The sequence below is a fragment of the Paraniabella ginsengisoli genome, from assembly GCF_022513635.1.
In the GTDB taxonomy this organism is placed as follows: domain Bacteria; phylum Bacteroidota; class Bacteroidia; order Chitinophagales; family Chitinophagaceae; genus Niabella; species Niabella ginsengisoli.
In genome coordinates, this window is the sequence record NZ_JAKWBL010000001.1 from 967,101 (window position 1) to 991,697 (window position 24,597).

27 protein-coding genes, 1 pseudogene and 1 riboswitch are annotated in these 24,597 nt (G+C 37.8%); of the genes and pseudogenes, 11 read left to right on the forward strand and 17 right to left on the reverse strand.

The genetic code is table 11. The features are described 5' to 3' along the window. Positions 1–26 precede the first annotated feature (26 nt). Positions 27–566 (reverse strand): sodium:solute symporter family transporter, encoded by a 540-nt coding sequence (locus MKP09_RS25500; protein ID WP_262915127.1) that lies wholly within the window; start codon positions 564–566, stop codon positions 27–29. After that, positions 539–1,375 (reverse strand): sodium:solute symporter family transporter, encoded by an 837-nt coding sequence (locus tag MKP09_RS25505; RefSeq protein ID WP_262915128.1) that lies wholly within the window; start codon positions 1,373–1,375, stop codon positions 539–541. Before MKP09_RS25505 ends, MKP09_RS25500 begins: the two co-directional genes overlap by 28 nt. An 89-nt stretch (positions 1,376–1,464) precedes the next feature. Between MKP09_RS25505 and MKP09_RS05455 the strand changes: the two genes are divergently transcribed. The 8 genes from MKP09_RS05455 (at position 1,465) to MKP09_RS05490 (ending at position 9,514) form a co-directional block, all read left to right on the forward strand. Continuing rightward, positions 1,465–2,019, forward strand: a complete 555-nt coding sequence (locus tag MKP09_RS05455; protein ID WP_240826778.1) for an LOG family protein — start codon at positions 1,465–1,467, stop codon at positions 2,017–2,019. A gap of 55 nt (positions 2,020–2,074) precedes the next feature. Next, positions 2,075–2,266: riboswitch (cobalamin riboswitch) on the forward strand. A gap of 165 nt (positions 2,267–2,431) precedes the next feature. Further along, positions 2,432–4,753, forward strand: a complete 2,322-nt coding sequence (gene metE / locus MKP09_RS05460) for a 5-methyltetrahydropteroyltriglutamate--homocysteine S-methyltransferase (RefSeq protein ID WP_240826779.1) — start codon at positions 2,432–2,434, stop codon at positions 4,751–4,753. A gap of 170 nt (positions 4,754–4,923) precedes the next feature. Continuing rightward, positions 4,924–6,702: a PIG-L family deacetylase gene (locus tag MKP09_RS05465; protein ID WP_240826780.1), complete on the forward strand. Its 1,779-nt coding sequence runs from the start codon at positions 4,924–4,926 to the stop codon at positions 6,700–6,702. Between the two features lie 26 nt (positions 6,703–6,728). Beyond that, positions 6,729–7,298 (forward strand): hypothetical protein, encoded by a 570-nt coding sequence (locus MKP09_RS05470; RefSeq protein ID WP_240826781.1) that lies wholly within the window; start codon positions 6,729–6,731, stop codon positions 7,296–7,298. Positions 7,299–7,511: 213 nt separating this feature from the next. Further along, complete coding sequence (locus MKP09_RS05475; RefSeq protein ID WP_240826782.1) at positions 7,512–7,691, forward strand: hypothetical protein; 180 nt, start codon at positions 7,512–7,514, stop codon at positions 7,689–7,691. A 43-nt stretch (positions 7,692–7,734) separates the two neighbouring features. Further along, on the forward strand, positions 7,735–8,559 hold the full coding sequence (locus MKP09_RS05480) for a sodium:solute symporter family transporter (protein ID WP_240826783.1): 825 nt from the start codon (positions 7,735–7,737) through the stop codon (positions 8,557–8,559). Positions 8,560–8,591: 32 nt separating this feature from the next. Next, positions 8,592–8,993: a hypothetical protein gene (locus MKP09_RS05485; RefSeq protein ID WP_240826784.1), complete on the forward strand. Its 402-nt coding sequence runs from the start codon at positions 8,592–8,594 to the stop codon at positions 8,991–8,993. A gap of 5 nt (positions 8,994–8,998) precedes the next feature. After that, the gene (locus MKP09_RS05490) at positions 8,999–9,514 is read left to right on the forward strand and encodes a sodium:solute symporter family transporter (RefSeq protein ID WP_240829287.1); all 516 of its coding nucleotides are present in this window, start codon (positions 8,999–9,001) and stop codon (positions 9,512–9,514) included. Here the strand turns inward: MKP09_RS05490 and MKP09_RS05495 are convergent. From MKP09_RS05495 to MKP09_RS05550, 11 genes and pseudogenes are all read right to left on the reverse strand, one after another. Next, positions 9,503–10,192, reverse strand: coding sequence for a M15 family metallopeptidase (locus MKP09_RS05495; RefSeq protein ID WP_240826785.1), 690 nt, complete (start codon positions 10,190–10,192; stop codon positions 9,503–9,505). The genes MKP09_RS05490 and MKP09_RS05495 overlap by 12 nt on opposite strands. After that, positions 10,162–10,608, reverse strand: a complete 447-nt coding sequence (locus MKP09_RS05500; protein WP_240826786.1) for a cupin domain-containing protein — start codon at positions 10,606–10,608, stop codon at positions 10,162–10,164. Before MKP09_RS05500 ends, MKP09_RS05495 begins: the two co-directional genes overlap by 31 nt. A gap of 19 nt (positions 10,609–10,627) precedes the next feature. After that, positions 10,628–10,999 carry a co-chaperone GroES gene (locus MKP09_RS05505; protein WP_240826787.1) on the reverse strand — a complete coding sequence of 124 codons (372 nt, stop codon included), beginning with the start codon at positions 10,997–10,999 and terminating at the stop codon, positions 10,628–10,630. Between the two features lie 89 nt (positions 11,000–11,088). Continuing rightward, the gene (locus MKP09_RS05510) at positions 11,089–11,505 is read right to left on the reverse strand and encodes a putative toxin-antitoxin system toxin component, PIN family (RefSeq protein WP_240826788.1); all 417 of its coding nucleotides are present in this window, start codon (positions 11,503–11,505) and stop codon (positions 11,089–11,091) included. Further along, a complete protein-coding gene (locus MKP09_RS05515; protein ID WP_240826789.1) occupies positions 11,483–11,707 on the reverse strand; it encodes a hypothetical protein in 225 nt (74 codons plus the stop codon). The genes MKP09_RS05510 and MKP09_RS05515 overlap by 23 nt, the downstream gene beginning before the upstream one ends. A 124-nt stretch (positions 11,708–11,831) precedes the next feature. Beyond that, entirely contained in the window at positions 11,832–12,344 is a 513-nt protein-coding gene (locus MKP09_RS05520) for a DUF5063 domain-containing protein (protein ID WP_240826790.1), read from the reverse strand. Positions 12,345–12,537: 193 nt separating this feature from the next. After that, entirely contained in the window at positions 12,538–14,061 is a 1,524-nt protein-coding gene (locus tag MKP09_RS05525) for a M56 family metallopeptidase (RefSeq protein WP_240826791.1), read from the reverse strand. A gap of 6 nt (positions 14,062–14,067) precedes the next feature. Then, on the reverse strand, positions 14,068–14,451 hold the full coding sequence (locus tag MKP09_RS05530; RefSeq protein ID WP_240826792.1) for a BlaI/MecI/CopY family transcriptional regulator: 384 nt from the start codon (positions 14,449–14,451) through the stop codon (positions 14,068–14,070). A gap of 195 nt (positions 14,452–14,646) precedes the next feature. Continuing rightward, positions 14,647–15,513 (reverse strand): transglutaminase family protein, encoded by an 867-nt coding sequence (locus MKP09_RS05535; RefSeq protein WP_240826793.1) that lies wholly within the window; start codon positions 15,511–15,513, stop codon positions 14,647–14,649. A gap of 188 nt (positions 15,514–15,701) precedes the next feature. Further along, positions 15,702–16,423, reverse strand: a pseudogene (locus MKP09_RS05545) (YebC/PmpR family DNA-binding transcriptional regulator). Between the two features lie 197 nt (positions 16,424–16,620). Then, positions 16,621–18,246 carry an APC family permease gene (locus MKP09_RS05550; protein ID WP_240826795.1) on the reverse strand — a complete coding sequence of 542 codons (1,626 nt, stop codon included), beginning with the start codon at positions 18,244–18,246 and terminating at the stop codon, positions 16,621–16,623. A gap of 174 nt (positions 18,247–18,420) precedes the next feature. Here MKP09_RS05550 and MKP09_RS05555 point away from each other — a divergent pair, with 174 nt between their 5' ends. After that, positions 18,421–19,965: a dicarboxylate/amino acid:cation symporter gene (locus tag MKP09_RS05555; protein ID WP_240826796.1), complete on the forward strand. Its 1,545-nt coding sequence runs from the start codon at positions 18,421–18,423 to the stop codon at positions 19,963–19,965. Between the two features lie 132 nt (positions 19,966–20,097). Continuing rightward, a complete protein-coding gene (locus tag MKP09_RS05560; protein ID WP_240826797.1) occupies positions 20,098–20,889 on the forward strand; it encodes a DedA family protein in 792 nt (263 codons plus the stop codon). Between the two features lie 124 nt (positions 20,890–21,013). Here the strand turns inward: MKP09_RS05560 and MKP09_RS05565 are convergent, their stop codons facing one another. From MKP09_RS05565 to MKP09_RS05575, 3 genes are all read right to left on the reverse strand, one after another. Next, entirely contained in the window at positions 21,014–21,673 is a 660-nt protein-coding gene (locus MKP09_RS05565) for an NAD-dependent epimerase/dehydratase family protein (RefSeq protein WP_240826798.1), read from the reverse strand. A 166-nt stretch (positions 21,674–21,839) separates the two neighbouring features. Beyond that, on the reverse strand, positions 21,840–22,346 hold the full coding sequence (locus tag MKP09_RS05570) for an RluA family pseudouridine synthase (RefSeq protein WP_317235256.1): 507 nt from the start codon (positions 22,344–22,346) through the stop codon (positions 21,840–21,842). Beyond that, positions 22,265–22,762 carry a S4 domain-containing protein gene (locus tag MKP09_RS05575; RefSeq protein WP_240826799.1) on the reverse strand — a complete coding sequence of 166 codons (498 nt, stop codon included), beginning with the start codon at positions 22,760–22,762 and terminating at the stop codon, positions 22,265–22,267. Before MKP09_RS05575 ends, MKP09_RS05570 begins: the two co-directional genes overlap by 82 nt. A 322-nt stretch (positions 22,763–23,084) precedes the next feature. On the opposite strand from MKP09_RS05575, the gene lipB reads away from it, so the two are divergent. Continuing rightward, entirely contained in the window at positions 23,085–23,810 is a 726-nt protein-coding gene (gene lipB / locus MKP09_RS05580; protein WP_240826800.1) for a lipoyl(octanoyl) transferase LipB, read from the forward strand. Positions 23,811–23,911: 101 nt separating this feature from the next. On the opposite strand, the gene MKP09_RS05585 is transcribed toward lipB, so the two are convergent. After that, on the reverse strand, positions 23,912–24,517 hold the full coding sequence (locus MKP09_RS05585; RefSeq protein ID WP_240826801.1) for an outer membrane beta-barrel protein: 606 nt from the start codon (positions 24,515–24,517) through the stop codon (positions 23,912–23,914). Positions 24,518–24,597 lie beyond the last annotated feature (80 nt).

The following is a 24,597-nucleotide window of genomic DNA, read 5'->3' on the forward strand; positions in this document are numbered from 1 at the left end:
TAATCCAATTTGAAAGTCACCGAATATCAGCGACTGATACTTATCAATAAAAAACAGATGATGGGCGCAATGAAACAAACATAAGGTACCAGTTTGTCATCTGGTCTTCTTTTTACAAAAATACCAAATGCGAAAAGTCCAAGCAGCGGTCCATAGGTGTATGCCGCCAACTTAAGTATAATGCCAATCATGCTGTTATTATTAATAATATGGAACATAATTACTAATAATAAAAATAAAAAAGCAACTAGTAAATGTATCTTTTGACGGAAGCGTTTTTTTTGCTGTTCAGTCATATCATCTCTTCTGTTAAGCCCGGCAATATCAATACAAAAAGATGAGGTAAGCGCAGTCATAGCACCATCGGCGCTTGGAAACAGGGCGGAAATTAAAGCGATGATAAAAATGATAGAAATGAATGGAGGCATGTGTTGCACAGCCACTTCAGGAAATAGCTGATCTCCAGTTGCAGCAATGCCTTCCGTTGCTGCAAATAAATGTAGTAAACCTCCCAGGTACAAAAACAATCCAATTACGATTACCATGATAAAGGCCAGCGATACCATATTTTTTGAGAATCTTTTAACTTGCTAACGGAGATGCTTTTTTGCATCATTTCCTGATCAATACCTGTCATGCTTAGCGTTATAAAAGCTCCGGCAAGTATTTGTTTGATAAAATATGATTTTGAATTTACATCTGTACTAAATATCCTTGAAAGGCCTGAGCTACGCATCGCATCAAGGCTTTCGGTAATATTCATATTCATGTGTTGCAACAAATAGATCGTACAAATAATCAACCCAAGTAACATGCCCGATGTTTGTAATGTATCAGTCCAAACAATGGTTTTTACACCGCCTTCAAATGTGTAAAGTATGATCATCACTAATATAATAACGGTAGACACCCAGAATGGAATGCCAAAACTGTCGAGAATAGTGGCTTGCAAAATATTTACAACTAAGTATAACCTTGCAGTAGCGCCCAAAAGGCGGCTTATGATAAAGAACCAAGCTCCTGTTTTGTAAGATAGCATCCCCATTCTGGTTTTGAGATAGCCATATATAGAAGTGAGTTGTAGCCGGTAATAAAGAGGAAGTAATACAAAAGCTATCACCAAATAACCGATCATATAGCCAAGTGTTATCTGCATATATCCAAAAGCATCATTGCCCACAGCGCCAGGCACACTTACAAAAGTGACGCCACTTAAAGATGTTCCGATCATTCCAAAAGCCACCAGCATCCAGTTACTGCTTCGGTTGCCAATAAAGAAGGATTCGTTATTGCTGTTCTTACTTGTTTTCCAGGCTACGACAAGCAATAGGATAAAATACGCAATGACAATGGAGAATAAAAATCCTGCAGACATATTATTTGTTGATTAATTATTTTGTTTCGGTCCAACTAATTTTTGAAGATAGGGAAAAATGCTACTCCTTTGTAAGAAAATTTTCAATCATGATAATAAAGTCACTGGCGGTATTTTGTGGTTCGAAAGACGGTAAAGAAAACTTGTTTATAGAACAAGCAACTGCACTGGGCATTTGGATGGCATCAAAAAGTATAAAATTAGTTTATGGTGGCGGAAATGTAGGCTTAATGGGACATGTGGCAAATGCGGTTATGGAAAATGGCGGATCAGTAACAGGTGTAATTCCAGAGATCTTGGATGCCAGAGAAAGATCGCACAAGACAATCACGGAATTATTGGTAGTAGGCGATATGCATATACGTAAAAGAAAGATGTACGAACTCTGTGATGCGGCCGTTATTTTACCCGGTGGTTACGGAACGCTGGATGAGCTTTTTGAAATGATCACATGGAACAATCTTTCTATTCACGATAAGAATATTTATATCATTAATCTTAACGGGTTTTACGATCATTTGCTGGCGCATATTGAAACCATGCTACATAATGGATTTTTATATGAAAATCCATTACATAAATTAACTATTGTATCCGGTGTTGAAGAGTTTGTACTGTTACCCGAATTTATGAGCGAAGGTTAAGAAGAACGCTTTGTTTTTTATCATTACCTTTGCGCCCCAAGTTCTTTACTTTATTTCTTTATCAAACGGAAAAGGTTTTACTTAACGTAGATTAATAGGGAATTGTGTGCAAATCGCAAGCTGTCCCGCAACTGTAAGTAACAAAAAGTTTTTACCCTTGTTGTCCACTGCCCCGAATGCTTTTCGGGACGGGAAGGACGGTGAAAATGTTACAAGCCAGGAGACCTGCCTTTACTGTATTGACTATGCTTTCGTGGAATGAAGCAAATTGTCATTGATGCATTTTATCTCAGGGAATTGCTTTGCCTTGCCGGGATTTTTATGTGCATTCTTTACATTTTTTATCCACCTAAGTATTGTTGAAGTTGAGCAAAAGAGCTTTTATCTGATTTTATCATTTTAAAAGCAACAAATGCGTACACAAAACTTAGGCTATCCGCGGATTGGTAGCCAGCGTGAACTCAAGAAAGCCTGCGAGCAATATTGGTCAGGCAAAATTCCTGTGCAACAATTATTGCAAACAGGGAAAACAATCAGAAATCAAAACTGGCAATTGCAAAAAGAAGCAGGAATAGATTTGATTCCTTGCAATGATTTTTCTTATTATGATCAGGTGCTTGATGTTAGCATTATGGTTGGCGCTATTCCTGAAAGATATCATTCTTTGATGGAAGCCAAACAGTTGCCTGATATTGACCTGCTCTTTGCAATGGCAAGAGGATATCAACAAGATGGACAGGATGTAACAGCAATGGAGATGACTAAATGGTTTGATACGAATTACCATTACCTTGTTCCTGAATTCACTGCTAATCAAACATTCACTTTGTATAACACAAAAATTCTGAATGAATTCTTGGAGGCAAAAGAAAGCGGTATTAACGCGAAGCCTGTTTTGTTAGGCCCAGTATCTTATTTATTATTGGGAAAAGAAAAAGAGGAAGGTTTTCACAGATTGGAATTGATCAAAAAATTATTGCCTGTTTATCTGGAAATAATAAGCAAACTCGATGATGCCAATGCTCATTATATACAGTTTGATGAGCCTTGTCTTTCATTAAACCTGAGCGAAGCCGAGCAAAAAGTTTTTGAAAAAGCTTACAGGGAAATTAAGAACCGTTTCCCGCATTTGCATATTATTTTGGCAAGTTACTTTGAATGTTATGGCGATAACTTGCAAACAGTTTTGAACCTTCCTGTTCAAACCATTCATCTTGATTTGGTTCGTTATCCCACACAATTGGATGATATTTTAGCAACCGATTTTGTAAAAACTAAAACCAATCTTTCATTAGGTGTTGTGGATGGCAGAAATATCTGGAAAAACGATTTTCAACAATCACTTTCATTGATCAATAAAGCAGTTGAAAAAATAGGATCGGATAGGGTTTTGATTGCGCCATCTTGTTCATTGCTCCATGTTCCCTGCGATTTGGATTTGGAAACAAATGATAAAACGCTAACGCCTGAAATCAAGCCATGGCTTGCATTTGCCAAACAAAAGATTGATGAAGTAGTAACATTGAAACAGCTGGCAAACAATGAAAATGCCGAAGCTGTAAGTATCAAAATGAAAGAAAATATTGAGGCCAATGAAAGCCGTAAAACGTCTATTTTAATTCATAATAATAAAGTGAAAGAACGTGTTGCAGCCATCGGTGAAAAAGATGATCAGCGTATCAGCGATTTTTCTACAAGAAAAGTAAAACAGCGAAAAGCACTGGGTTTACCAATGTTTCCAACTACTACAATTGGTTCTTTTCCGCAAACAGCTGAAGTAAGAAGTTGGAGAGTAAAGTTGAAAAATGGCGCGTTGACACAGCAGGAATATGATGATTTGATTGCGAAGGAAACAACCGAAGCTATACGCTGGCAGGAAGAAACCGGCATTGATGTGTTGGTGCATGGCGAGTTTGAACGCAATGATATGGTGGAATATTTTGGTGAACAGTTGGGTGGTTTTGTCTTTTCTAAAAATGGATGGGTGCAAAGTTATGGTAGCCGCTGTGTAAAGCCACCCATCATTTATGGCGATGTAAGTCGCCCTGCGCCTATGACGTTGCGCTGGACTGCATTTGCACAATCGCTTACTAAACAATGGGTAAAGGGAATGCTTACCGGGCCGGTTACCATTTTGCAATGGAGTTTTGTGCGCAACGATCAGCCACGTAGCGAAACCTGCACTCAAATTGCATTGGCTATCAGAGATGAAGTAGTGGATTTAGAAAATGCAGGGATCAAAATTATCCAGATTGACGAACCAGCCATCCGCGAAGGTTTGCCTTTGCGTAAAGAGAATTGGCAGGAATATTTACAATGGGCGGTGAAGGCGTTTCGTATTTCCGCAAGCGGCGTAAAAGACGATACGCAAATTCACACGCACATGTGTTATTCAGAGTTTAACGACATCATTCAAAATATTGCTGATATGGATGCAGATGTTATTACTATTGAATGTAGCCGCTCACAAATGGAATTGCTGGATGCTTTTGCTGATTTTAAATATCCTAATGAAATAGGGCCTGGCGTTTACGACATTCATGCTCCAAGAGTACCTTCAAAAGAAGAAATGATGCTATTGATGGAAAAAGCGATGGCCGTTGTACCTGTCGAGCAACTTTGGGTGAATCCTGATTGTGGCCTCAAAACAAGGCATTGGGAAGAAACCAGAACAGCATTGAAAGAAATGGTAGATGCTGCAAAAGGGCTAAGGTTACTGGTGCAGCAGGATTGATACGGGATACACGTATAATTTATAGCCCACGGTTTAAACCGTGGGCTATAAATTATAAAACCTTCGAGGTTTTCTTTTATTTTCGTAAGATGAAAATTCGGTTTCTTGTTTATACATTTTTGTTATGTTATATAAACGTGTATGCACAATCCACAAGTGCATCACAAATTTTGCAGCGTATTCAAAAGCTCAAAGTGTTGGGGTCGGTGCTATACATTGCGGCGCATCCGGATGATGAAAATACGCGGCTGATTGCTTATTTGGCTAATGATAAATTGTATAGAACCGGTTATTTGTCGCTAACACGCGGCGATGGAGGACAAAACCTGATTGGCGATGAGCAGGGCATTGAATTAGGTTTGATAAGAACACAGGAATTGCTTGCTGCACGACGCATTGATGGTGGTGAACAGTTTTTCACCAGAGCTTATGATTTTGGCTATTCAAAAAACCCACAGGAAACTTTCACTAAATGGGATAAAGAAAAAGTATTAGCGGATGTAGTTTGGGTGATCCGTAATTTTCAACCCGATGTTATTATCACAAGATTTCCGGTAACCGGCGAAGGCGGACACGGGCATCATACGGCCAGCGCTATTTTGGCAAATGAAGCGTTTAAAGCTGCTGCAGATCCTAAACAATTTGCAGAACAACTCAAATATGTAAAACCTTGGCAGGCGAAAAGAATACTTTGGAACACTTTCAATTTTGGAGGAAACAATACTACCGATCCGTCTCAGTTTAATGTAAATGTTGGCGGGTTTAATAGTTTGCTTGGAAAAAGTTACGGAGAAATAGCAGCTGAAAGCCGCAGCCAGCATAAGTCACAGGGGTTTGGTTCTGCTGCAACAAGAGGCGATAGTTATGAATATTTCAGGACAACAGCAGGTGAAGCGCCGAAGAAAGAGCTTACAGATGGTGTTGATGTAAGTTGGAGTAGAATAGGTGAAAACGGAACTGAAATTTCAAACCTGATTAAAGAAGTTGAACAAAAATTTAATACTGCAACTCCACAGGCTTCCGTGCCGGCACTTGTTAAGCTGTACAAATTGTTGCATAAAAATGGTGATGATTACTGGATCAATAAAAAGAAAAAAGAAGTACAGGCTTTAATTGCACAATGTAGCGGCTTATATATTGACGCTTATACCAACCAGCCTTTTGCTGTTCAAACAGGCAATGTTTCTTTGAATATCGTTTTAAATAACAGGCTGGGTGCAGATGCTACTTTAAAATCTGTTTCTCTTGCAGATGTGAATACGAGTGTAAATAAAACACTGGAAAAAAATAAGAATTTCACACTCGATAAGAAAATCGAGGTGCCGTTAAGCAAAGAAGTAACACAACCATACTGGTTAAACGAACGAAAAGAGGAAGGTTTGTTTTTTGTGGCTGATCAGCAGATGATTGGCGTTGCGGATGTGCAACTCGCTTACATAGCTAAGTTTTCAATTAATATTCAAGGCCAGGATTTTGTATTTGAAAAGCCGGTTAGGTATAAACATACTGATCCTGTAAAAGGCGAAACTTATCAACCCATGATTGTTGTGCCGCCCGCTACCGTAACCGCTTCGCCTAATTTGCTGGTGTTTAATCAAACCGATCATCGCACGCAACGTGTTCAAACGCAATTGCACGCTTTTGCAAATATTGAAGGTAATATCACCGCAGGCCTTACTGGCATTGATTATTCTGGGGTGCAGCAAAATACACTTCAATTAAACAGCGGCAAAACTGCTGTTTTCAATTTTGATGTAACAGAAAAGCATGCGCCTGAAGAAGTATATACTTTAACTGCTTATGCCAATAAAAAAACTGCGAAAGATACTGTTGGTTATCATCTTGCTTTAAGAAGTATTGATTACGACCACATACCTTCCATCAGGTATTTTTATCCTGACTTTATAACTACTTTGAATATTGATTTAAAAACTGTTGGAAAAAAGTAGGTTATATTCCCGGGGCCGGGGACAAAGTGGCTGTGATATTGGAGCGCATGGGTTATGATGTAACTATTCTGGATAAAACAACACTTCCTGTATATGATTTAGGCCGTTTCGATGCTATTATTACTGGCGTGAGAGCTTACAACACCAACGAATGGATGGATGAATATTACGATGAGCTGATGAATTATGTGGAACAAGGCGGAAACCTGATCGTTCAATATAATACGAGTAATAACATAGGTTCTGTAAAGTCTAAAATTGGTCCGTATGACTTTAGCATTACTCGAAACAGGATTACTGATGAGAATGCTAAAGTGACAATTATGGCGCCTTCACATAAAGTGTTTAACTTTCCGAACAAGATAACAGACAAAGATTTCGAACATTGGATACAGGAGCGAAGTATTTATCACGCAGGCGGTTGGGACAGCAATTTCAAACCGTTGCTGTCAATGGCTGATCCGGGCGAAGGAGCCGAAGAAGGTAGCCTGATTACAGCTAAATACGGAAAAGGAAATTTTACTTATACCGGACTCGTGTTTTTAGAGAGCTGCCCGCCGCAGTACCAGGTGCTATGCGCTTGCTGGCAAATTTGATTGCGTTGAATCAGGAGTGATAAGTTGATAGGTGACAGTTGATAGATGACAGTGTGGTTGCAGGTTACAGGTTCCGGATTACTGGTATTTCGTACATCGTAATTCCTACATCGTATATCAATTGTTGATTGATAACCGGAACGATAAAACGAGCGTGGCAATACCGATGCTATATATTCTACAGCTGGGTCAATAAAAAAATGTATTTGAATAATGAGCGATAATAATAAGAAAACGATAATGGGAGTAAGGCGCGGTGAAATGGCATTTTTTGTAGCCATTATTATTGGCTTGATAATAGGCACATTGGTGAAGAAAGTAAGACTGGGCCTGATGTTGGGGCTGATTATAGGATTGTGTATTGTTTTTTTAAACAGCTTTCGTAAAAAATAATAACTATGCATGAAGATGATAATAGGCCTCCTTTGTTTGGATCGTGGCATATCTGGTATGTAGTTGTGGCGGCTATTTTGATATTGTTAATTGTATTTTTTTATTATTTGACGAAGAAATTTTCATGACTTCATTAGACTGGATAGTACTTGGCGGCACACTTATACTCATTATTCTGTATGGAATATATAAAAGCAAGAGCAGCAAGGATCTTGATGGGTATTTTTTGTCGAACCGCAGTATGCCCTGGTATGTTGTTTTGCTAAGTATTATTGGTACGCAGGCGAGTGCTGTCACCTTCTTAGCCGCGCCGGGACAGGCTTACACAGATGGCATGCGTTTCGTTCAGTATTATTTTGGATTACCACTAGCTGCTATAGTAATATGCATATCGTTTGTGCCAGTTTTTAGCAGGCTTAAAGTATATACCGCTTATGAATATCTTGAGAGCCGATTTGATTCTAAAACACGAACCTTTACTTCTTTCCTGTTTTTATTACAACGTGGTTTGTCGACGGGCATTAGCATATTTGCGCCGTCGCTTATTTTGTCAGTGATCTTTGGCTGGAATATTTATGTCACAAACTTGTTAATTGGTGGTTTGCTTATTATTTACACTGTTGGCGGTGGAGCCAGGGCTATTGCTTACACACAGCAATTGCAGTTTTTTATTATAATGATAGCTTTGTTTTTAGCGGGTTATTATATGGTGAAAGGATTGCCTGAAGGGATTGGTTTTACTGATGCTTTGTCGATAGGAGGTAAGTTGGGGAAGTTCAATGTAATTACAACTGGTTTTGAAAACGGATCGTTCGATTGGGGAGATCGTTACAATATTTTCAGTGGTATTATCGGTGGCTTTTTTTAGCGCTTTCCTATTTTGGAACCGATCAATCGCAGGTGGGGCGCTATCTGACAGCTAAAAACTTAAAGGAAAGCCGGGTAGGATTATTGATGAATGGTATTGTAAAGGTGCCGATGCAGTTTTGCATATTGTTGCTAGGCGTATTGGTGTTTTCATTTTATCAATTTCACAAAGCTCCGGCATTTTTTAATGATTATGAATTAACAAGACTTGAGAATTCCCAATACAATGATGCGTTGGATATACAGAAGGAAAAGCTTGCTCACATTAATGATCAGAAAGCTGTATTGTTGAAAGGGTACGCTAAAACTAATTCGGATGAAAAGTTGATTGGTTTAAAACATTTACAGGACAGCGTAAGCCTTATTAGAAATGATATAAAAGATTTAATTAAGGAAAACGGCGGCAGTGAAAATGATACTAATTATATTTTTTGAAATTCGTGATGGATTATTTGCCGAAAGGGCTTGTGGGGTTGATTATTGCTGTGATTTTCCTGGCCAGTTGGGGAAGCATTGCGGCAGCTATCAATTCATTGTCATCAAGCACGGTAATAGATATTCATAAAAAATATTACAAAAAAGCCAAGCGGGATGATTATGCTTATTCCCAAATCTACACGATTATATGGAGTTTGTTTTGTATTGGCGTTGCGATGTTTGTAGCCAACTGGAGCAGTAGCTTAATTGAAGTAGTTAATATTTTGGGCTCACTTTTTTACGGAACTATTTTGGGCGTTTTCCTGGTGGCGTTTTATGCAAAAAGAGTAAAAGGCAACGCTGTTTTCGCTGCGGCCATTATTACTGAAGTAGTGATTATTTTGTTATTTATTTTAAATGAATATGAAATAATAAGTCTCGGATTTTTATGGCTGAATATGATTGGAGCAATTATGGTTTATGTGATTGCTTTGTTGATTCAGCTCATGTTTCCTCAACGTATCCCATCAGCGGAATAATTTTCTAAAAGGAATATCAAGAACGGTAAACGAAATATTACTTTTGAATGTGTAATGCCACCATTCTGTGGCTAGCGCAGTAAAGCCATGTTTTTCCATAGCTGATTTCAACAGCGCGCGATTATCTAAAATATGTTTTGGTAATGCTTTGAATGTGTGATGAGCAGTATCGGTAAAATTGTCAAAGCCTGTTCCCATGTTCAATTCTTTATCAGTTTTCAAGTCAATCAATGTAAGGTCAACGGCTGTTCCTCTGTTGTGGTTGCTACCTTTGACAGGATTTGCAACATAGCGTTCATCTTTTACAAGCTCCCAAAATTTCTCAGTTACTGAAAATGGCCGGTAAGCATCAAAAACTTTAATGCCAAGTCCGGATTTTTTCAAATCTTCCTGGACTGCCGCAAGTGCTGCTGCCGCCGGCTTTCTTAAAAATGTGGTATTCGTTCCTTTTGAATACATGCGCCTTTGCATGAAATTATCGCTGTCGGCATATTTTAAGTCATACACAATGCCCGGTACAACTTGTTTTAACTCCATCATCTTTGTTTCAGGATGAATAGTTGAATGACGTTTATAGCTCTTAAATGATCGTTCGACTTGCAGTTTTGTTTGCTGCGCTTGTGTGGCAAGCGTTGCAGCTATGCCAACTAAAATAGCGATGATAGTTTGTCGAAACATTTACAGGCGTTGGGTTTGATGTTATTCTGTTGTTTGCCCGTCAAAATCTTTCTCATTTTCTTCGGCTTCTTTTTTGTAGATCGTACAATACCATCTTTATGATGAGGTGGTGCGTAAATGGTGTACATTTTTAACGCAGTATTTCCAGTGTTGATTACATTATGTTTTGCTCCCGAAGGAATGATGATCGCTGATCCATCTTTTACTGCATATTCATTACCATCAATGATGCATTTACCTTCGCCTTGTTCAAAGCGAAAGAACTGATCATTTTCGTTATGTATCTCTTCTCCAATTTCTTCGCCGGGTAATAAGCTCATCAACACCAATTGCATATGTGATGCAGTATATAATACTTTTCTAAAGTTATTGTTCTCGATGGTGAGCGATTCAATGTTCGTGTGGAAACCTTGCATGTGTTTTACTTTTTATTGGTTACAAATCTTCCTCGCGCTCCAGCATAAGGATGGCGCTTTGCGGAACGATAAAATACTTATCACCTTCATACATTACTTCGGTGGCGCTACTGATTAAGAAGATGGCAAGATCACCTTCTTTTGCCTGTAAAGGCACATATTTCACCTGGTCTTCTTCGCTTTTCCAGGGCTCATCATCAACGGCTACTGGTATGGCATAACCCGGGCCTGTTTTAATTACATAACCTTGTTGCACTTTTTCTTTTTCCTGAACACCGGGAGGGAGATATAAACCGCTGGCAGTACGTTCGTCGGGCTTCGCTGGTTTTATCAAAATCCTGTCACCAATAACAATTAATTTTTTAAACCTGTTTTCAGATGTAATACGCATAGTTAAATTTCGATAACAAAAATACTGATTATTTTTTTGATTTTTTTGTTATGCGATTGCGAGATACGAATATAGTTATTGGGCAATTATTACGATGTGGAAATATACTCGACAATAGTTACGATTTTTGTCTTACCAATATTCTTTAAAATCAAAAGGTCTTTGTCTCCCGTTAGTAGATGAGTTGCTCTGCCATCTTTTGCGAGTGCTAATAGAAAGTTGTCTTTGGGATCTCGGCAATGAGTTATTTCTGATTTAACTGAAATAAACATAGCCTTTGTTTGCATGTCAATTAACAAATCATCCAAATCATTTAGCGAAAAGTATTTCCTGAATTTTGGTCGTTTTGCGACTTCTATAAATTCATTAATCAACTCCTGACTGAATAAAAGAATAATGTTAGAACTTAGAAGCAAATGATCGAGTTTGGATTGGTCGTTTGTTAACAAAAAACTTATCCATAAATTGGTGTCTATAATGATTCTATCCTTTCTTCTTATTGGCATGCCGTTTAGTTCTTACGCTTTCAACTTCTTTTGTTATTTCTTCCAATGTAGGAGGGTTTAAAGATGCTTTTTTACGTATCCGCTTAACTACCTTCAGAAAAGAGTCATTAGAAGTTTTTGAAATAGAAATTAATTTCAAATCAGCAAGGTCTTGCAACAATTTATCTGCCTTAGGATTTAATATATCTACCTGATAAGTCATTTACCAAATTTAATAAAAGTCTTTGAAAGATTTTGATGTTCTCATAGAAACCGCAGAAATACATGGTAATTTGTATTACTCATGAAGCCATGTGTAATATAAAATACTTTGCGGTATGCTATCGTCAAATTGAACCTTTAATGAAGTAATGTAGCGCATAAGTTGCATTTATACAATGGTTGCCCCAATGGCTGTCAAAGTCAAATTTGAATGACCAAACTGCACATTCTATTTCTGCTGGTGTTCCTTTGTCAAATAAAAGTAAAGCGTTTTTAAGATCTATGTAAATGTCACCTAAGTCGTCAAGTAGATCTCCACAAACAGTTTCAATGTTGCCTTCCTTTGTTGGATCAAACACATGGCAATAAAATCTATTGGTGAGTTTGTTTGCAAGCCTGTTTAAAACAATCTCAACTTGAACTTTAGTCATTATATCCGGAAAGTCCAAATTGAAACTCAGGTCTACAAATTGAAGATTTTGCCCACCGAAATACAATGTATGCAAGTGATGTTGAGTTTGCTGCAAAAAGGAGATATGATTTTCTGTTTTATCGGTTTCAATAAAATTACAAAAATCTCTGGCAGAATTTATAAATGCAACGAAACTGTTCGCTTGAATTGTTTCATGAATTGTCAAGGTAGTAGGTTATGTTATTGTATAGCTGTATAAGTATAATTTTGTGAGAAATGCGGCTAAAGTTCAACAATCTTTTTACTACGCAGACTGTCTACTTTTATGATGAAAGTTTGGTATTGTCCAATCAATTCGTTTAAGGCGTTCACTTCTTTATTGCTGTTTATTTCTTGCTCCAGTTGTTTTTTATAACCGGTTAAACATGCGCAGCTTCTTTGTACTTGTTATATACACTATCAATTTTAATTCCTTCAATAGCTATAGCCAGATTTTTAGTTGCTTTTTCCCAATTAATATTATTGTAGTGCAGGCGTAACATGTCAGCTTGTTTTTCCCAATTGGCAGCTTCAAGTTTTTGGCTGTAAGCTTCTTTAAGCAATTGCCTTTCTTCTTTCGTAACAGTTTCAGCTAATGAATTATCAATAGCTTTCCAACTTAACTCTGTTACAATTTTCTTAGTAGCAGTTAAGGCTTCCTGAACTTTATTTTCTTCAGTTTCTTTTAATTCGGGTGATACAACTGTGATATTATTTACAAAAGTTGCAGCAACTTCTGTGTTATTTTCTTCGGTACGGCTTTCTTCATGAGCAATCGTTTCTTTCTGAACTTCTTCTTTATTTTCAGGAACAGGTGCTGTTTTTTCCTGATCTTGTAAAATTATTTCAGACTCTACTTCTTCTTTTGGAATATCTTCTATTGTTGAATGAACTGTTGGTATATAAGTAGCGGCTGGTTGATTGTAAGCGAAGTTTTCCAACGATGTTGTTGGTAGGTTCACTTTTTGTATGAGCGATATTGTAAATGCAACTGCAATAAATAGAGAAAGTAGGGTTAAGCTTTTTAGGGATGGGTATCTTCTTTTAGCCGATCCTAATAACCATTCTATTCTTTCTAAAAGAGAAGAGCTTTTACCCGAAATGGGAATGGCTAATTTATTTTGGTCTTGAAAATTTTGTTTTGCAAGTTGCAGAATAGTATTAGCGTACATTCGATTGTTGTATTCGAACTGAACAACCCATTTGTCTGCAGATTTTTCACGCTCCAGGCTTTGCATCTTTGCAAGCATTTTTGCAAAAGGATTGAAATAAAAAATGGTAAGAATGATCTGCGTAAGAATATTTTGCAAATAGTCATTCCTTTTTATATGCGCAAGTTCGTGCAAAATGATAGCTTCCACCTGATGTGTGCTAAGCTGATTGACCATTGCAACAGGTAGCAATATAACAGGTTTGATAAAACCAACTGTTAAAGGCGATGAAATAATAGTTGATGTAAAAATCTTTACTTTTCTTTTGATATCGAGGTATTGTGATGCATTAAGTAAAAATATCTTTAGGTGCCCCGGAACTTTGGCCAATCCCTTATTTCGAAGTATATACACATTTCTGATTCCGAATAGAAGTCTTGTTGTGGGAACTATCAAAAGCAGCAAATAAGCAATTGCTGCATAAAACATGATGGGATATACTGAGCCGATGCTATCTATCCATTGAAGCATACCAAAGTTGATATACGGGGTTAAAATAGAAATGAAAAAAGTGATAATAAAAGAAACAAAACTGGTCAATAATGCTGCAAAACTAACACTGCTTAGTTTTTGTGGTGAAACGTTAAGTCTTGCATAAAGCAAAACCAGCAGCCACAACAACCCTGTTTGCCAAATACTGTTGAGAATGGCATTTCCTAAAGCAGTAAGTATTAATTGCAAGCTATCAATCATGAGGCTTTATTTTTTCTTCAGGTCATCAATTAAAGATTGTATTTGATTAAGTTCTTCTGCTGATACTTTTTGGCTGCCCAATGCCTGCATTACCAGTTGAGATGAAGAACCGCCAAAGAGATTACCGATGAATTTGTTCAGCAAGAATTTTTGTGTGTGCTCTTTGTTGGTGGCTGCCTTATAAATATGAGTGCGTGCAGAATCATCTCGTTGAACCAAACCTTTTTCATGCATTATTTGCATCAACTTAAGCGTTGTAGTATAACCGATCTCCCTGTTAATTACTAATTGTTCATGCACATCCCTAACAGTAGCTTTTCCCTTTTGCCAAAGCACTTGCAAAATTTCCAGTTCACTTTCCGTTGGTTTAAGCGTTTTTATTTCAGCCATACACAAAATTTTAAAGCAATTTACGATTTGTTTCGTATAATTAATACTGTATTAAAATTCAGGGATATTTTTTAACAATTGTTTTGAGAAATGTATGAAAGTTTGCAGAATAGGCAAGTAGGGAAATAGTAAGTAACAAGCAGTAAAAAAGTTGCAAAACTTGTCATTTATCATCTGTCAACTGTCATCAATTAATCAGTTGTTTAAAATAGTGATCAACTCATCAATTTCATTAATCATGTAGATCTTACTTTCTGTATCGTAGCATTGTTTCAGATCGCTAAGTAATTTTTGAATGACCTGTTTGTGGTTTTGAGGCCTGAAGAAATCAGGTTGTCCTGCAGATGATATTCTGTTGAAATAATTATAAAGGTCGTTGTGAGTAAACACCTGGCCAATGGTCGGATCGATAAAAAACTCAATGTTCAGGTGCAGTTTGTCTGCATCGATTTCTGTTCTCGATTTAAAATAAGCCAACACAAACTGGTTGGGTATTGGTATAAGTCTTACGGGAATATCTAACAATTCGCAAAGCAATAAATAAAGTACACCATTGCCTGTTTGATTTCCTTTTTTCGATTCTATAACATTTGAAATTAAAAAATCGGCGGGCCATTTTTTCCCAGGGTCAGTGCCTTTCAAACCAAAGTAATTATATAATATACTTGTAATTACGTTTACCTGTTCTAATGGAGTAAGGTAATTGTTGAGTTCGATCCAGATATTGCGCCTTAGGCGTTCTACATCTTGAATTACTTTGCCTGTGTGCAAATCGGGGTATAATAATTTAGCAACAAGTAGAGCGCCGGGCAATAGCTCGTGATGAGCAGCGTTGTTCCATTCTTGAAAATCATTTTTTAAGTTGATAAAATGAAGTCGGTGTATAAGCAGTTCAATGCGTTCCTGTACTGCATCGTCGATAGTGTTTTCCCAAAGATCTTCGAGGTTAGCAATTATGGGCGTTCCGTAAGCAATGATGCGGTTACTTACCGCTTCAAAAACTTCGTTATCCGGATCTTCGATCAACGTAAGTAGGGCCTCAACTTCTTTTTCATTCTCCATTGAAACAAATATAGGAAAAGTTGAAGGGTTGAATAGTTGGTTTGTGTCGACAATTTTATTTGACCGGCAGATGAATATGTGGCGTCGGCATTGCCACGCTCGGTTTATCGTTCCGATTATAAATCATCGTTCAAATTACGATGTATGAATACTGTGACCTGAAACTTGCAACTTCCAATTTGAAACCACTACTCCATATTATGAAACACTTTCTGAACGTCTTCATCCTGTTCCAAGCGTTCGATTAATTTACTTACATCTTCGGCTTGTTCGTCATTAACGGGTACTGTAGTTCCGGGAATCCATTCTACTTCAGCGCTTATCGGATGAATATTTTTTCTTCCAAAGCTTTTTGCATATTCCCAAAATCGGTAAAGCCAGTACGCAGCACTATAACATTATTACCTTCTTCGTCTGCACTTTCGCCCAATTCTTCCAGGCCATAATCAATAAGTTCCAATTCTAGGTCTTCTGCATTTAAACCTTCGGGGTTTAATTTGAAAACGCCCATTTTGTTGAACTGAAAAGCCACGCTGCCACTATTTCCCATGGCACCACCGCCTTTATTAAAATGAGATTTTACATTAGCAACGGTACGAACATGATTGTCGGTTGCTGTTTCAACAAGTATCGCTACTCCATGGGGTGCATAACCTTCGTAAAGAATTTCTTCATAATTCTCCATTTCCTTACCCTGCGCACGTTTAATGGCTGCTTCCACACGGTCTTTAGGCATGTTAACGCTTTTAGCATTTTGCATGCAGCGGCGTAATGCCGGATTGATTGCAGGGTCAGGGCCGCCTGATTTTACAGCAATGGCTATTTCTTTACCAATTCTTGTAAACTGTTTGGCCATGCGATCGTAGCGGGCAAACATCGTAGCTTTACGAACTTCAAAAATCCTTCCCATATTAAAATGATCTAACTGTTAAAATTAAGGTGGCAAACGTACATAAAATTTTTCATCCGGATTTTACTTAGCCGATTGAAAATTTTATGTCAACTTCTATCTATCCGAAGTAACTATAATTGTTCACAGATGAAGTTGAAGTTTTTATACATGCAATAAAAAAGGCTGCCGAAGCAACCTTTTGAATAAAGTTGAATTTACTTCTTATCCCTCAGCTTACTGTGTTTTTTACTATAACCGAAGTATATAATAAAACCAAGTGCTAACCAAACAAGTAGTCTGGCCCAGTTTTCCCAGCCCAATCCTAAAATCATTGCAAGGCATGCTATAATTCCCAAAATTGGGAATAAGGGTACAAAAGGAGTTTTGAACTCTCTTTTCATGTTGGGCTCTTTTTTACGCAAAATAATAACCGCAGCGCACACTAATATAAACGCAAATAGAGTTCCGATACTTGTCATGTGCCCAACAACATCACCCGGTACAAAAGCCGCAAATAAACCCACTAATAAAAGAATGATAAGGTTTCCTTTAAAAGGCGTTTGAAATTTTGAGTGAAGCTGGCTAAAAGAAGCTGGTAATAAACCGTCTTTACTCATTGAATAAAATACGCGGCTTTGGCCTAAAAGCATCACAAGAATAACCGAAGTAAATCCTGCAAGAATGGCTATTGTTACAGCATCAGATAACCATTTATAACCTGGCATAAAGCTTTGGATGGCTGCCACAACAGACGCTTCTCCACCTTTTGTAGGATCTCTGAAAAATTCTACTGGCGCTAATCCTGTAAGTACATGGCCAAATAATAAATATAGTGTTGTGCAAATAACGAGAGAACCCAGTATACCTATAGGTAATGCTCTTTTAGGATTTTTTGTTTCCTGGGCTGCGGTACTTACTGCATCAAATCCTATAAAAGCAAAAAACACAGTTCCGGCAGCACCTAAAATTCCCATCACGCCTCCAAAGTTGTGTGTAACACCCTGGTGGTCTACGTACTTGGTTGCTGTTGGAATGTAAGGAGTATGATTAGCGGGATTTATAAAATTCCATCCCAAGAATATAATTAGTAAAACGATAGTTACTTTCACGATTACTATAATCGAGTTTACAAAGGAAGATTCTGAGGTTCCTTTTATAAGAAGTAAACTCATTAGTGTTACAATAAATAACGCGGGGATGTTCATGATCCCTTGCACGGAACTTACTGAAGCTTTCAATGTTTCAGGTAAGACAGCTAACACGTCTTCATTGATGTTTAAAGTATTGGTGCGGGATAATTCTGCAAGCTGGCCGGCAGAAATATAATTGCTGAATTGCAATGCATCTGTAGCAGACGCAATATTAATTGTATTCAACTCCTGAAAGGGAGAGTGGCACCATTCATATGCAATCGGCTTCCAGTGCAATATCTGAACTAACAAATTATTTAAATATTCACTCCAGGCAATACCAACGGTAGCTGCACCTACTGCATATTCCAGCACAAGGTCCCAACCAATGATCCAAGCAAGCATTTCTCCCATTGTAGCATAAGTAAATGTGTAAGCGCTACCAGAAATAGGTATAGAAGAAGATAATTCTGCGTAACAAAGCCCGGCAAATGCACAACCGATCGCTGCCAGGATAAATCCAAAAGTCACGGATGGACCAGCATTTTGAGCAGCAGCAGCAGCGGTACGCACAAAAAGTCCAGCGCCAATAATGGCTCCAATCCCTAAGGCAACAAGTCCTCCGGCAGTTAAAGTACGCTTCAACCCTTTTTCAGTATCGGCTGCCTCGGCTAATAAAATGCTTAGTGGCTTTCTTGTAAATAATCCCATAAGTATCTACTTTAGGTGGTATATTATTGTTATGAATCTTTTTTGAAAGGCGAAAAATAAGGAATAATCGTAAATGCGTTAACAAAACTTTTGGCAATTCCATATAATATTCACTATTTTACCAAGTTTTAGAATTCTAAGAGAGCTGGTTCAAGCCTACCATAATATATACTTATGACAAAAAATAAAGCCGGACGACTAACATTAATCACATTTATTATTGTAGTTGCATTATTACATCTTTTCAGGTTTAAAGCCAGCACATTACCTGATGGGCTTTTGTTTGTTGTGGAAGGCATACTTATTGGCATGCTTTTCTTTTTTGATTTTCTAAAAAGATCATTAACAAAAAGGAAAGCCGGGTTAATAGCACTGATCGTATTCACTATCGTAGCTGCTTTACATCTTTTTAGCTTCGAAATCAAAGCGTTGCCAAGTGCTTTATTATTTGTTTCAAGATGGGTACTTGTTGGCGCGTTAGTTCTTTTTGCTTTTTACAAACGATCATTAACTACCTGGATATTAGTTGCAATGGCGATGGGAGTAGAGATTGGCGTTGATTTTCCTGCTTTTTCACAAAATCTGCAATTTTTAAGTAAAATATTTTTAAGGCTTGTTAAAACAATAGTCGCTCCGTTATTATTCTCAACACTGGTGGTTGGCATCGCCAGTCATAGCAATCTGAAACAGGTGGGCAGAATGGGATGGAAATCCCTTTTGTATTTTGAAGTGGTTACTACTTTTGCTTTAATCATCGGACTTGTATTTATTAATATTACGCAGGCGGGAAGCGGTATCGTAATACCCGAAGCTTTGTTGCATGATTTGCCAACAGCAGTACCTAAAACCTGGCAGGATCACATTATTGACATCTTCCCTGAAAACATTATTAAATCTATATATGAAGGTAATGTGTTGCCGATTGTTGTGTTCAGTGTGATATTCGGTATTGCTTTGGCTATGCTTTCTGAACAACGTAAAAGACCTTTGATTGAATTTACAGAAAGCCTTGCTGAAACGATGTTTAAGTTTACTAACATCATCATGTATTTTGCGCCGTTTGGTGTAGGTGCTGCGATTGCCGTGACTGTCGGCCATTTAGGTATTGATATTTTGAAGAATCTGGCGTTACTTTTAGTTACATTATACCTTGCATTATTTTGCTTTTTACTTTTTGTTTTGTTACCAATTGCGTTGTTCGTTGCGAAAATTCCCGTTAAGAAATTTATACAAGCGATCAGGGAACCAGTATCGATTGCTTTTGCTACAACCAGCTCAGACTCCGCACTGCCAAAGGCTTTGGAGAATATGGAGAAATTTGGAGTGCCACGTAAAATTGTATCTTTTGTAATTCCAACAGGCTATACATTTAACTTAGACGGCACCACATTATATTTATCATTAGCATCTATTTTTGTGGCGCAGGCAGTAGGCATTGATTTTTCTTTTGGAGAACAATTGTTTATTGGTTTATCTCTTATGTTAACCAGCAAAGGCGTGGCTGCTGTTCCACGGGCTTCTTTAGTGATTTTGATAGCAACAGCTCACACGTTTGGATTACCTTTGTGGCCCATTATGGCGATCTATGGAATTGATGAGTTGATGGATATGGCCAGAACCAGTGTGAATGTTATGGGAAATACATTAGCCAGCTGTGTTATTGCGAGATGGGAGGGTGAGTTTGACGATCTAAAAGCACAAACCTTTACTGATAAGTAAAAATATTATATAATATTTGTATTAATATCGTAAACTATTTTATAAAACCTTTGTTGATACCTCGGCTGCCAAAAAACAACTAAATACAGCTGCCACATAAACAAATTAAGCAGAGAAAGATAAATTATAAACATGATTGAGTTATTGAGTACAGCATTTCAGTGGACAGATTTACTTCAACCACAATGGTATATTGAAAATGGTGGTTTATGGTTATTGTTATTTGTGGTTTTTGCTGAAACAGGTTTATTTGCCGGGTTCTTTTTACCCGGAGACACATTATTATTTGTAGCAGGGATTTACGCACATAAAATAGGAGAGGGAGCAACGGCAGAGCCTGGACTTACTTATCAATTTCTTAAATTATTTGGAATAGGGCATATTCAAAATGAATGGGTTGACCTTATAGTTTTGTGGGCGCTGATCGCATTTTGCGGTATTATGGGTAATATGGTTGGATATTGGACAGGTAAAAAAGTTGGCCCTGCTATGTATAACTGGAAAGAGAATTTTTTCTTTAAAAGAAGATATTTAGAACAAGCGCATGATTTTTATGAAAAGAATGGAGGCGGCGCAATTATTGTGGCAAGGTTCCTTCCTTTTATACGCACTTTTGCACCTATTATAGCAGGTATTGTGAAAATGGATCGCGCAAAATTCATGTTCTATAATATAGTAGGAAGTGTGGCCTGGGTTTTCAGTATGATCTTCGCCGGACATTTTTTACAAAAATGGATGATGAGTGCTTTTGGCTTTGATCTGAAAGAACATCTTGAAATTATTATCATTGGAATTGTTGTAATAACAACCTTGCCGGTTGTATTGAAAATTGTAAAGGGAGGCAAAAAAAGCAAAGAGAAATTGATTCAAGAGGCGCAGGAAGAAAGAGTCGAAAATATTATTGAAGAGCAAAAGAAGGATTAGTTTTTTGGTTTCCTGTTTCAGGTTACCAGATTCAGGTTATTGTGATTCTATGTTGATGCTATCACGATTCATCTGCTAGGGCAATAAAAATTATGATTCGTACAACCCCTTTTCAACTTATTAACTAGTCGTTGCCCGCTTCTTTTATATTTGCTATTTCCAAAATATTTGTTCCGTAATACTTTCCGGTACTAACACTGATCATAGCTTTAGCAAGTTCCGAAAGATGGATCAGTTTTTTAGGAGCTAATAGTTTGATGCCCCATATAACAGGTTTATAAAGTTTAGGCACATTTTGAGCACCTTTAAAAGACTCCATCCCACCTGGTCTGAAATTATAGACAGCCTTAAAGGGTAGCTTCATTAAATCATTTTCCGTTTTGCCTTTTACCCGCGCCCATCTTATCCTTCCTTTTTCTGTGCTGTCTGTGCTGGCACCCGACACATAGCAGAAGACCATTTCAGGATTTTGCTCCGCCAGCGTATTAGCAACATGTAAAGTAAGCGTGTAAGTATTCCGGTAATAATCATCGGCACTTACACCAACAGATGATAAGCCAAGGCAGAAAAAGCACGCATCGTATCCCTTTAATTGATCTTGAATAGGACTGAGATCTTCAAAATTGCTATGCAAAATTTCAGTGAGTTTGGGATGGCTCACATTGCAGGAGCGGCGGCTTATCGAAAGAATACTTTCAATACGATCATCTTTCAAACAATGATTCAATACACCTTCGCCAACCATACCAGTGGCGCCTGTAATTATAATTTTTAATTTTTGCATAACGTCTATTTATAATAAGAAGACGTGATTGTGCACTTTTTACTCTGTGGGGCGATAAGCTGTGGTGTATTTCCTCCATTTTTCAATAACCTCATTTATATCGCCCGCCAATTCTGATTCAAAAAATACACGCTCACCAGTTGCGGGGTGCGTAAAACCTAATGTTTTAGCATGCAAATGCCTGGCGGGAGCAGATATTAAAACAGTTATCGATGAATTGTTTGTATTTGGCGTACACTGTTCCTTTTACAATGCGGTCGCCACCATAAAAATCATCATTAAATAAAGGGTGGCCAATGTGTTTCATGTGAACACGTATCTGGTGCGTGCGGCCCGTTTCCAGTATGCATTCTACCAACGTTACGTAGCCTAATCTTTCCAATACCTTATAATGTGTGATGGCTTCTTTACCATGATCTCCTTCAGGATAAGCTTCAAACAATTTTCTGAAACGTTGATTGCGGCCCACATGCGCCACAATCGTGCCTTCGTCCTGCTCTACATCGCCCCAAACAAGTGCCATATATTTTCGATCAACCGTATGATCAAAAAACTGCTTAGCCAAATTTCGCATTGCCAGTTCGGTTTTGGCTAAAACCAATAAACCCGTGGTGTTTTTATCAATGCGGTGTACCAGGCCAAATCTTGGTAATGTTTCAAGGTCAACCGCAATATTTTTTGTTGAAGGTAATAGGCTATCGCATTTAGCAATGTGCCGGAGTGATTGCCGCTTCCGGGATGCACTACCATTCCGGCGGCTTTATTAACAATAATAATATGCTCGTCTTCATAAAAAATATTCAGCGGAATATTTTCGGGAAGAATATTGTTTTCATCCGGTTCCGTATCCGTATAAACCACAATTTCCTGGTTAGCTTTTATTTTGAAGTTCGGCTTCACTTCATTGCCATTTACCAGCACCATTTTATTGTGTATGGCCTGCTGAATTTTGTTGCGTGTAGCGCCTTCAATGCGGTTCATTAAAAACTTGTCGATGCGGTACGGCTCCTGGCCGGCATCGGTTTTAAAAACAAATTTTTGATACAGCTCATCGCTCGTATCCTGCTGTTCTATTACTTCTTCGTTCATTGCATGCAAAGGTACAAATGTTATTGGCTACAAATGATGTATCATATTTTTTGGCGTATGACAAATTCACCTTTTATAAAATCGCCAGGAGGCGATAGCATATTAGTGCGAGGCGAGACGCCTCGCACAGCGGTAGATTTGTCATACACCCTATTTTTTAGCCCGGCAATAAATATATGGCATCTTCCTTGCCACGCTCGTTTTATCGTCCCGATTATAATTGATCCTATAAAAACGCGGTCGAAAGAGTTTAAAAATCTGTGCAGCTGGTTAAGTGAACAGATTCTGTTTATTTTTGTTAATTAGAAGGTCACAAATAAAAATGAAACAGCAGGTACACTTTAAAGATTTAGGAAACATGCGCTACAAAGACGCATGGGATTACCAGGAAGATATATTACAGAAAAACGTAGCTATTAAAACAAAGTTGCGTGAATTGGAAGATAGCCAAGAACCTGAAACCGTTAACCTGAAACCTGAAACCACCAACCACTTGCTTTTTGTGGAGCATCCTCCTGTATTTACATTGGGTAAAAGCGGCGATATGAATAATGTGTTGATGAGCGAGGAGCATCTTTCAAAGTTGGGCATCGATTTTTTTAAAACAAACAGGGGCGGAGACATAACCTTTCACGGCCCGGAACAATTAGTAGGCTATCCAATTTTTGACCTGGAAAAATTTTACACTGATATCGGCAAATATCTTCGAAATATTGAAGAAGTTATTATGCTTACTTTATCTGAATACGGATTAAAAGGAGAGCGATCACACGGGGAAACTGGTGTATGGATAGATCCTGATAATAAAGGGCGCGAGCGGAAAATATGTGCAATCGGCGTTCGTACCAGCCGTTGGATAACAATGCATGGCTTTGCCTTGAATGTTAATACCAACCTGGATTACTTTAATATGATCGTTCCTTGTGGTATTCAGGGAAAACAGGTTACCTCTTTGGAGAAAGAATTATGTAGTAAGGTTGACATGGATGAGGTTAAGCAACGGGTAAAGGCCAATTTTGAAACTGTGTTTAAAGTGGAAGTTGTTTAGGCTTTAATTTAGAGAAGGTTTGTTTTTTTGTCCTAAAAAAAGTCACCTCATCTGAGGCGACTATTTTAAGTTTAATCATAGGATAAATATATTGGTCTGAATTATTTTACTTCGTTTCTAAGCGATTTCAATTTAGAACCTGGAAGATATATTTGGAAACCAACACCAACATTAATTTTATTTATAGCAGGTGTGCTTCCAAAACCTAATGTCAAATCATATTTTGCTAAAGCTTCCAAGGCAATATTTTCATTAACGAAAAATGCTACACCCGGGCCAACACCCACATTAAAGCCATTTGTCGAAACACCATCTTCACCTTTAACTTTAGAATTACTTCCTGCGATACCGGCATTTGCCTCTGCAAAAAAGCGAACTGGCTTGGGTGAATTAATATTGACTTTTTCCATTTGAGCATCACCAAAATAATAACGTGCTAATGGTCCAATATTATAACTAAAAGTATTACCAGCATCTTTTTGAGTTTGATAACCTAAACCTACCTGGCCACCAACCGCAAAATTGTCCTGTATAAACCATGCGACTTTGGGTGTTACTTGAATTCCAAATTTAGAACTCCCCTTTTGTAATTCAGTACCAACATTACCGATTGTACCTCCAATTAAGTAGTTTCCTTTTTCCGTTTGTGCGTTTGAAACAATAGCTGTCAGGCTAAAAGCTGTTGCTAAGAAGAATAATTTTTTCATAAATTATGGTTTTGTCTTTCTTTTTACAATAACTATGCCGCAAATAAAAAACCCGGCATTAAACCGGGTTTCTATACAAA

Excerpts from the sequence above, each read along its gene's own strand:
- MKP09_RS25500 (WP_262915127.1), bottom strand. The coding sequence starts at position 566 with ATGGTATCGCTGGCCTTTATCATGGTAATCGTAATTGGATTGTTTTTG.
- MKP09_RS25505 (WP_262915128.1), bottom strand. The coding sequence starts at position 1,375 with ATGTCTGCAGGATTTTTATTCTCCATTGTCATTGCGTATTTTATCCTA.
- MKP09_RS05455 (WP_240826778.1), top strand. The coding sequence starts at position 1,465 with ATGATAATAAAGTCACTGGCGGTATTTTGTGGTTCGAAAGACGGTAAA.
- metE (WP_240826779.1), top strand. The coding sequence starts at position 2,432 with ATGCGTACACAAAACTTAGGCTATCCGCGGATTGGTAGCCAGCGTGAA.
- MKP09_RS05475 (WP_240826782.1), top strand. The coding sequence starts at position 7,512 with ATGAGCGATAATAATAAGAAAACGATAATGGGAGTAAGGCGCGGTGAA.
- MKP09_RS05495 (WP_240826785.1), bottom strand. The coding sequence starts at position 10,192 with ATGTTTCGACAAACTATCATCGCTATTTTAGTTGGCATAGCTGCAACG.
- MKP09_RS05500 (WP_240826786.1), bottom strand. The coding sequence starts at position 10,608 with ATGCAAGGTTTCCACACGAACATTGAATCGCTCACCATCGAGAACAAT.
- MKP09_RS05505 (WP_240826787.1), bottom strand. The coding sequence starts at position 10,999 with ATGCGTATTACATCTGAAAACAGGTTTAAAAAATTAATTGTTATTGGT.
- MKP09_RS05510 (WP_240826788.1), bottom strand. The coding sequence starts at position 11,505 with ATGCCAATAAGAAGAAAGGATAGAATCATTATAGACACCAATTTATGG.
- MKP09_RS05515 (WP_240826789.1), bottom strand. The coding sequence starts at position 11,707 with ATGACTTATCAGGTAGATATATTAAATCCTAAGGCAGATAAATTGTTG.
- MKP09_RS05525 (WP_240826791.1), bottom strand. The coding sequence starts at position 14,061 with ATGATTGATAGCTTGCAATTAATACTTACTGCTTTAGGAAATGCCATT.
- MKP09_RS05530 (WP_240826792.1), bottom strand. The coding sequence starts at position 14,451 with ATGGCTGAAATAAAAACGCTTAAACCAACGGAAAGTGAACTGGAAATT.
- MKP09_RS05535 (WP_240826793.1), bottom strand. The coding sequence starts at position 15,513 with ATGGAGAATGAAAAAGAAGTTGAGGCCCTACTTACGTTGATCGAAGAT.
- MKP09_RS05550 (WP_240826795.1), bottom strand. The coding sequence starts at position 18,246 with ATGGGATTATTTACAAGAAAGCCACTAAGCATTTTATTAGCCGAGGCA.
- MKP09_RS05555 (WP_240826796.1), top strand. The coding sequence starts at position 18,421 with ATGACAAAAAATAAAGCCGGACGACTAACATTAATCACATTTATTATT.
- MKP09_RS05560 (WP_240826797.1), top strand. The coding sequence starts at position 20,098 with ATGATTGAGTTATTGAGTACAGCATTTCAGTGGACAGATTTACTTCAA.
- MKP09_RS05565 (WP_240826798.1), bottom strand. The coding sequence starts at position 21,673 with ATGCAAAAATTAAAAATTATAATTACAGGCGCCACTGGTATGGTTGGC.
- MKP09_RS05575 (WP_240826799.1), bottom strand. The coding sequence starts at position 22,762 with ATGAACGAAGAAGTAATAGAACAGCAGGATACGAGCGATGAGCTGTAT.
- lipB (WP_240826800.1), top strand. The coding sequence starts at position 23,085 with ATGAAACAGCAGGTACACTTTAAAGATTTAGGAAACATGCGCTACAAA.
- MKP09_RS05585 (WP_240826801.1), bottom strand. The coding sequence starts at position 24,517 with ATGAAAAAATTATTCTTCTTAGCAACAGCTTTTAGCCTGACAGCTATT.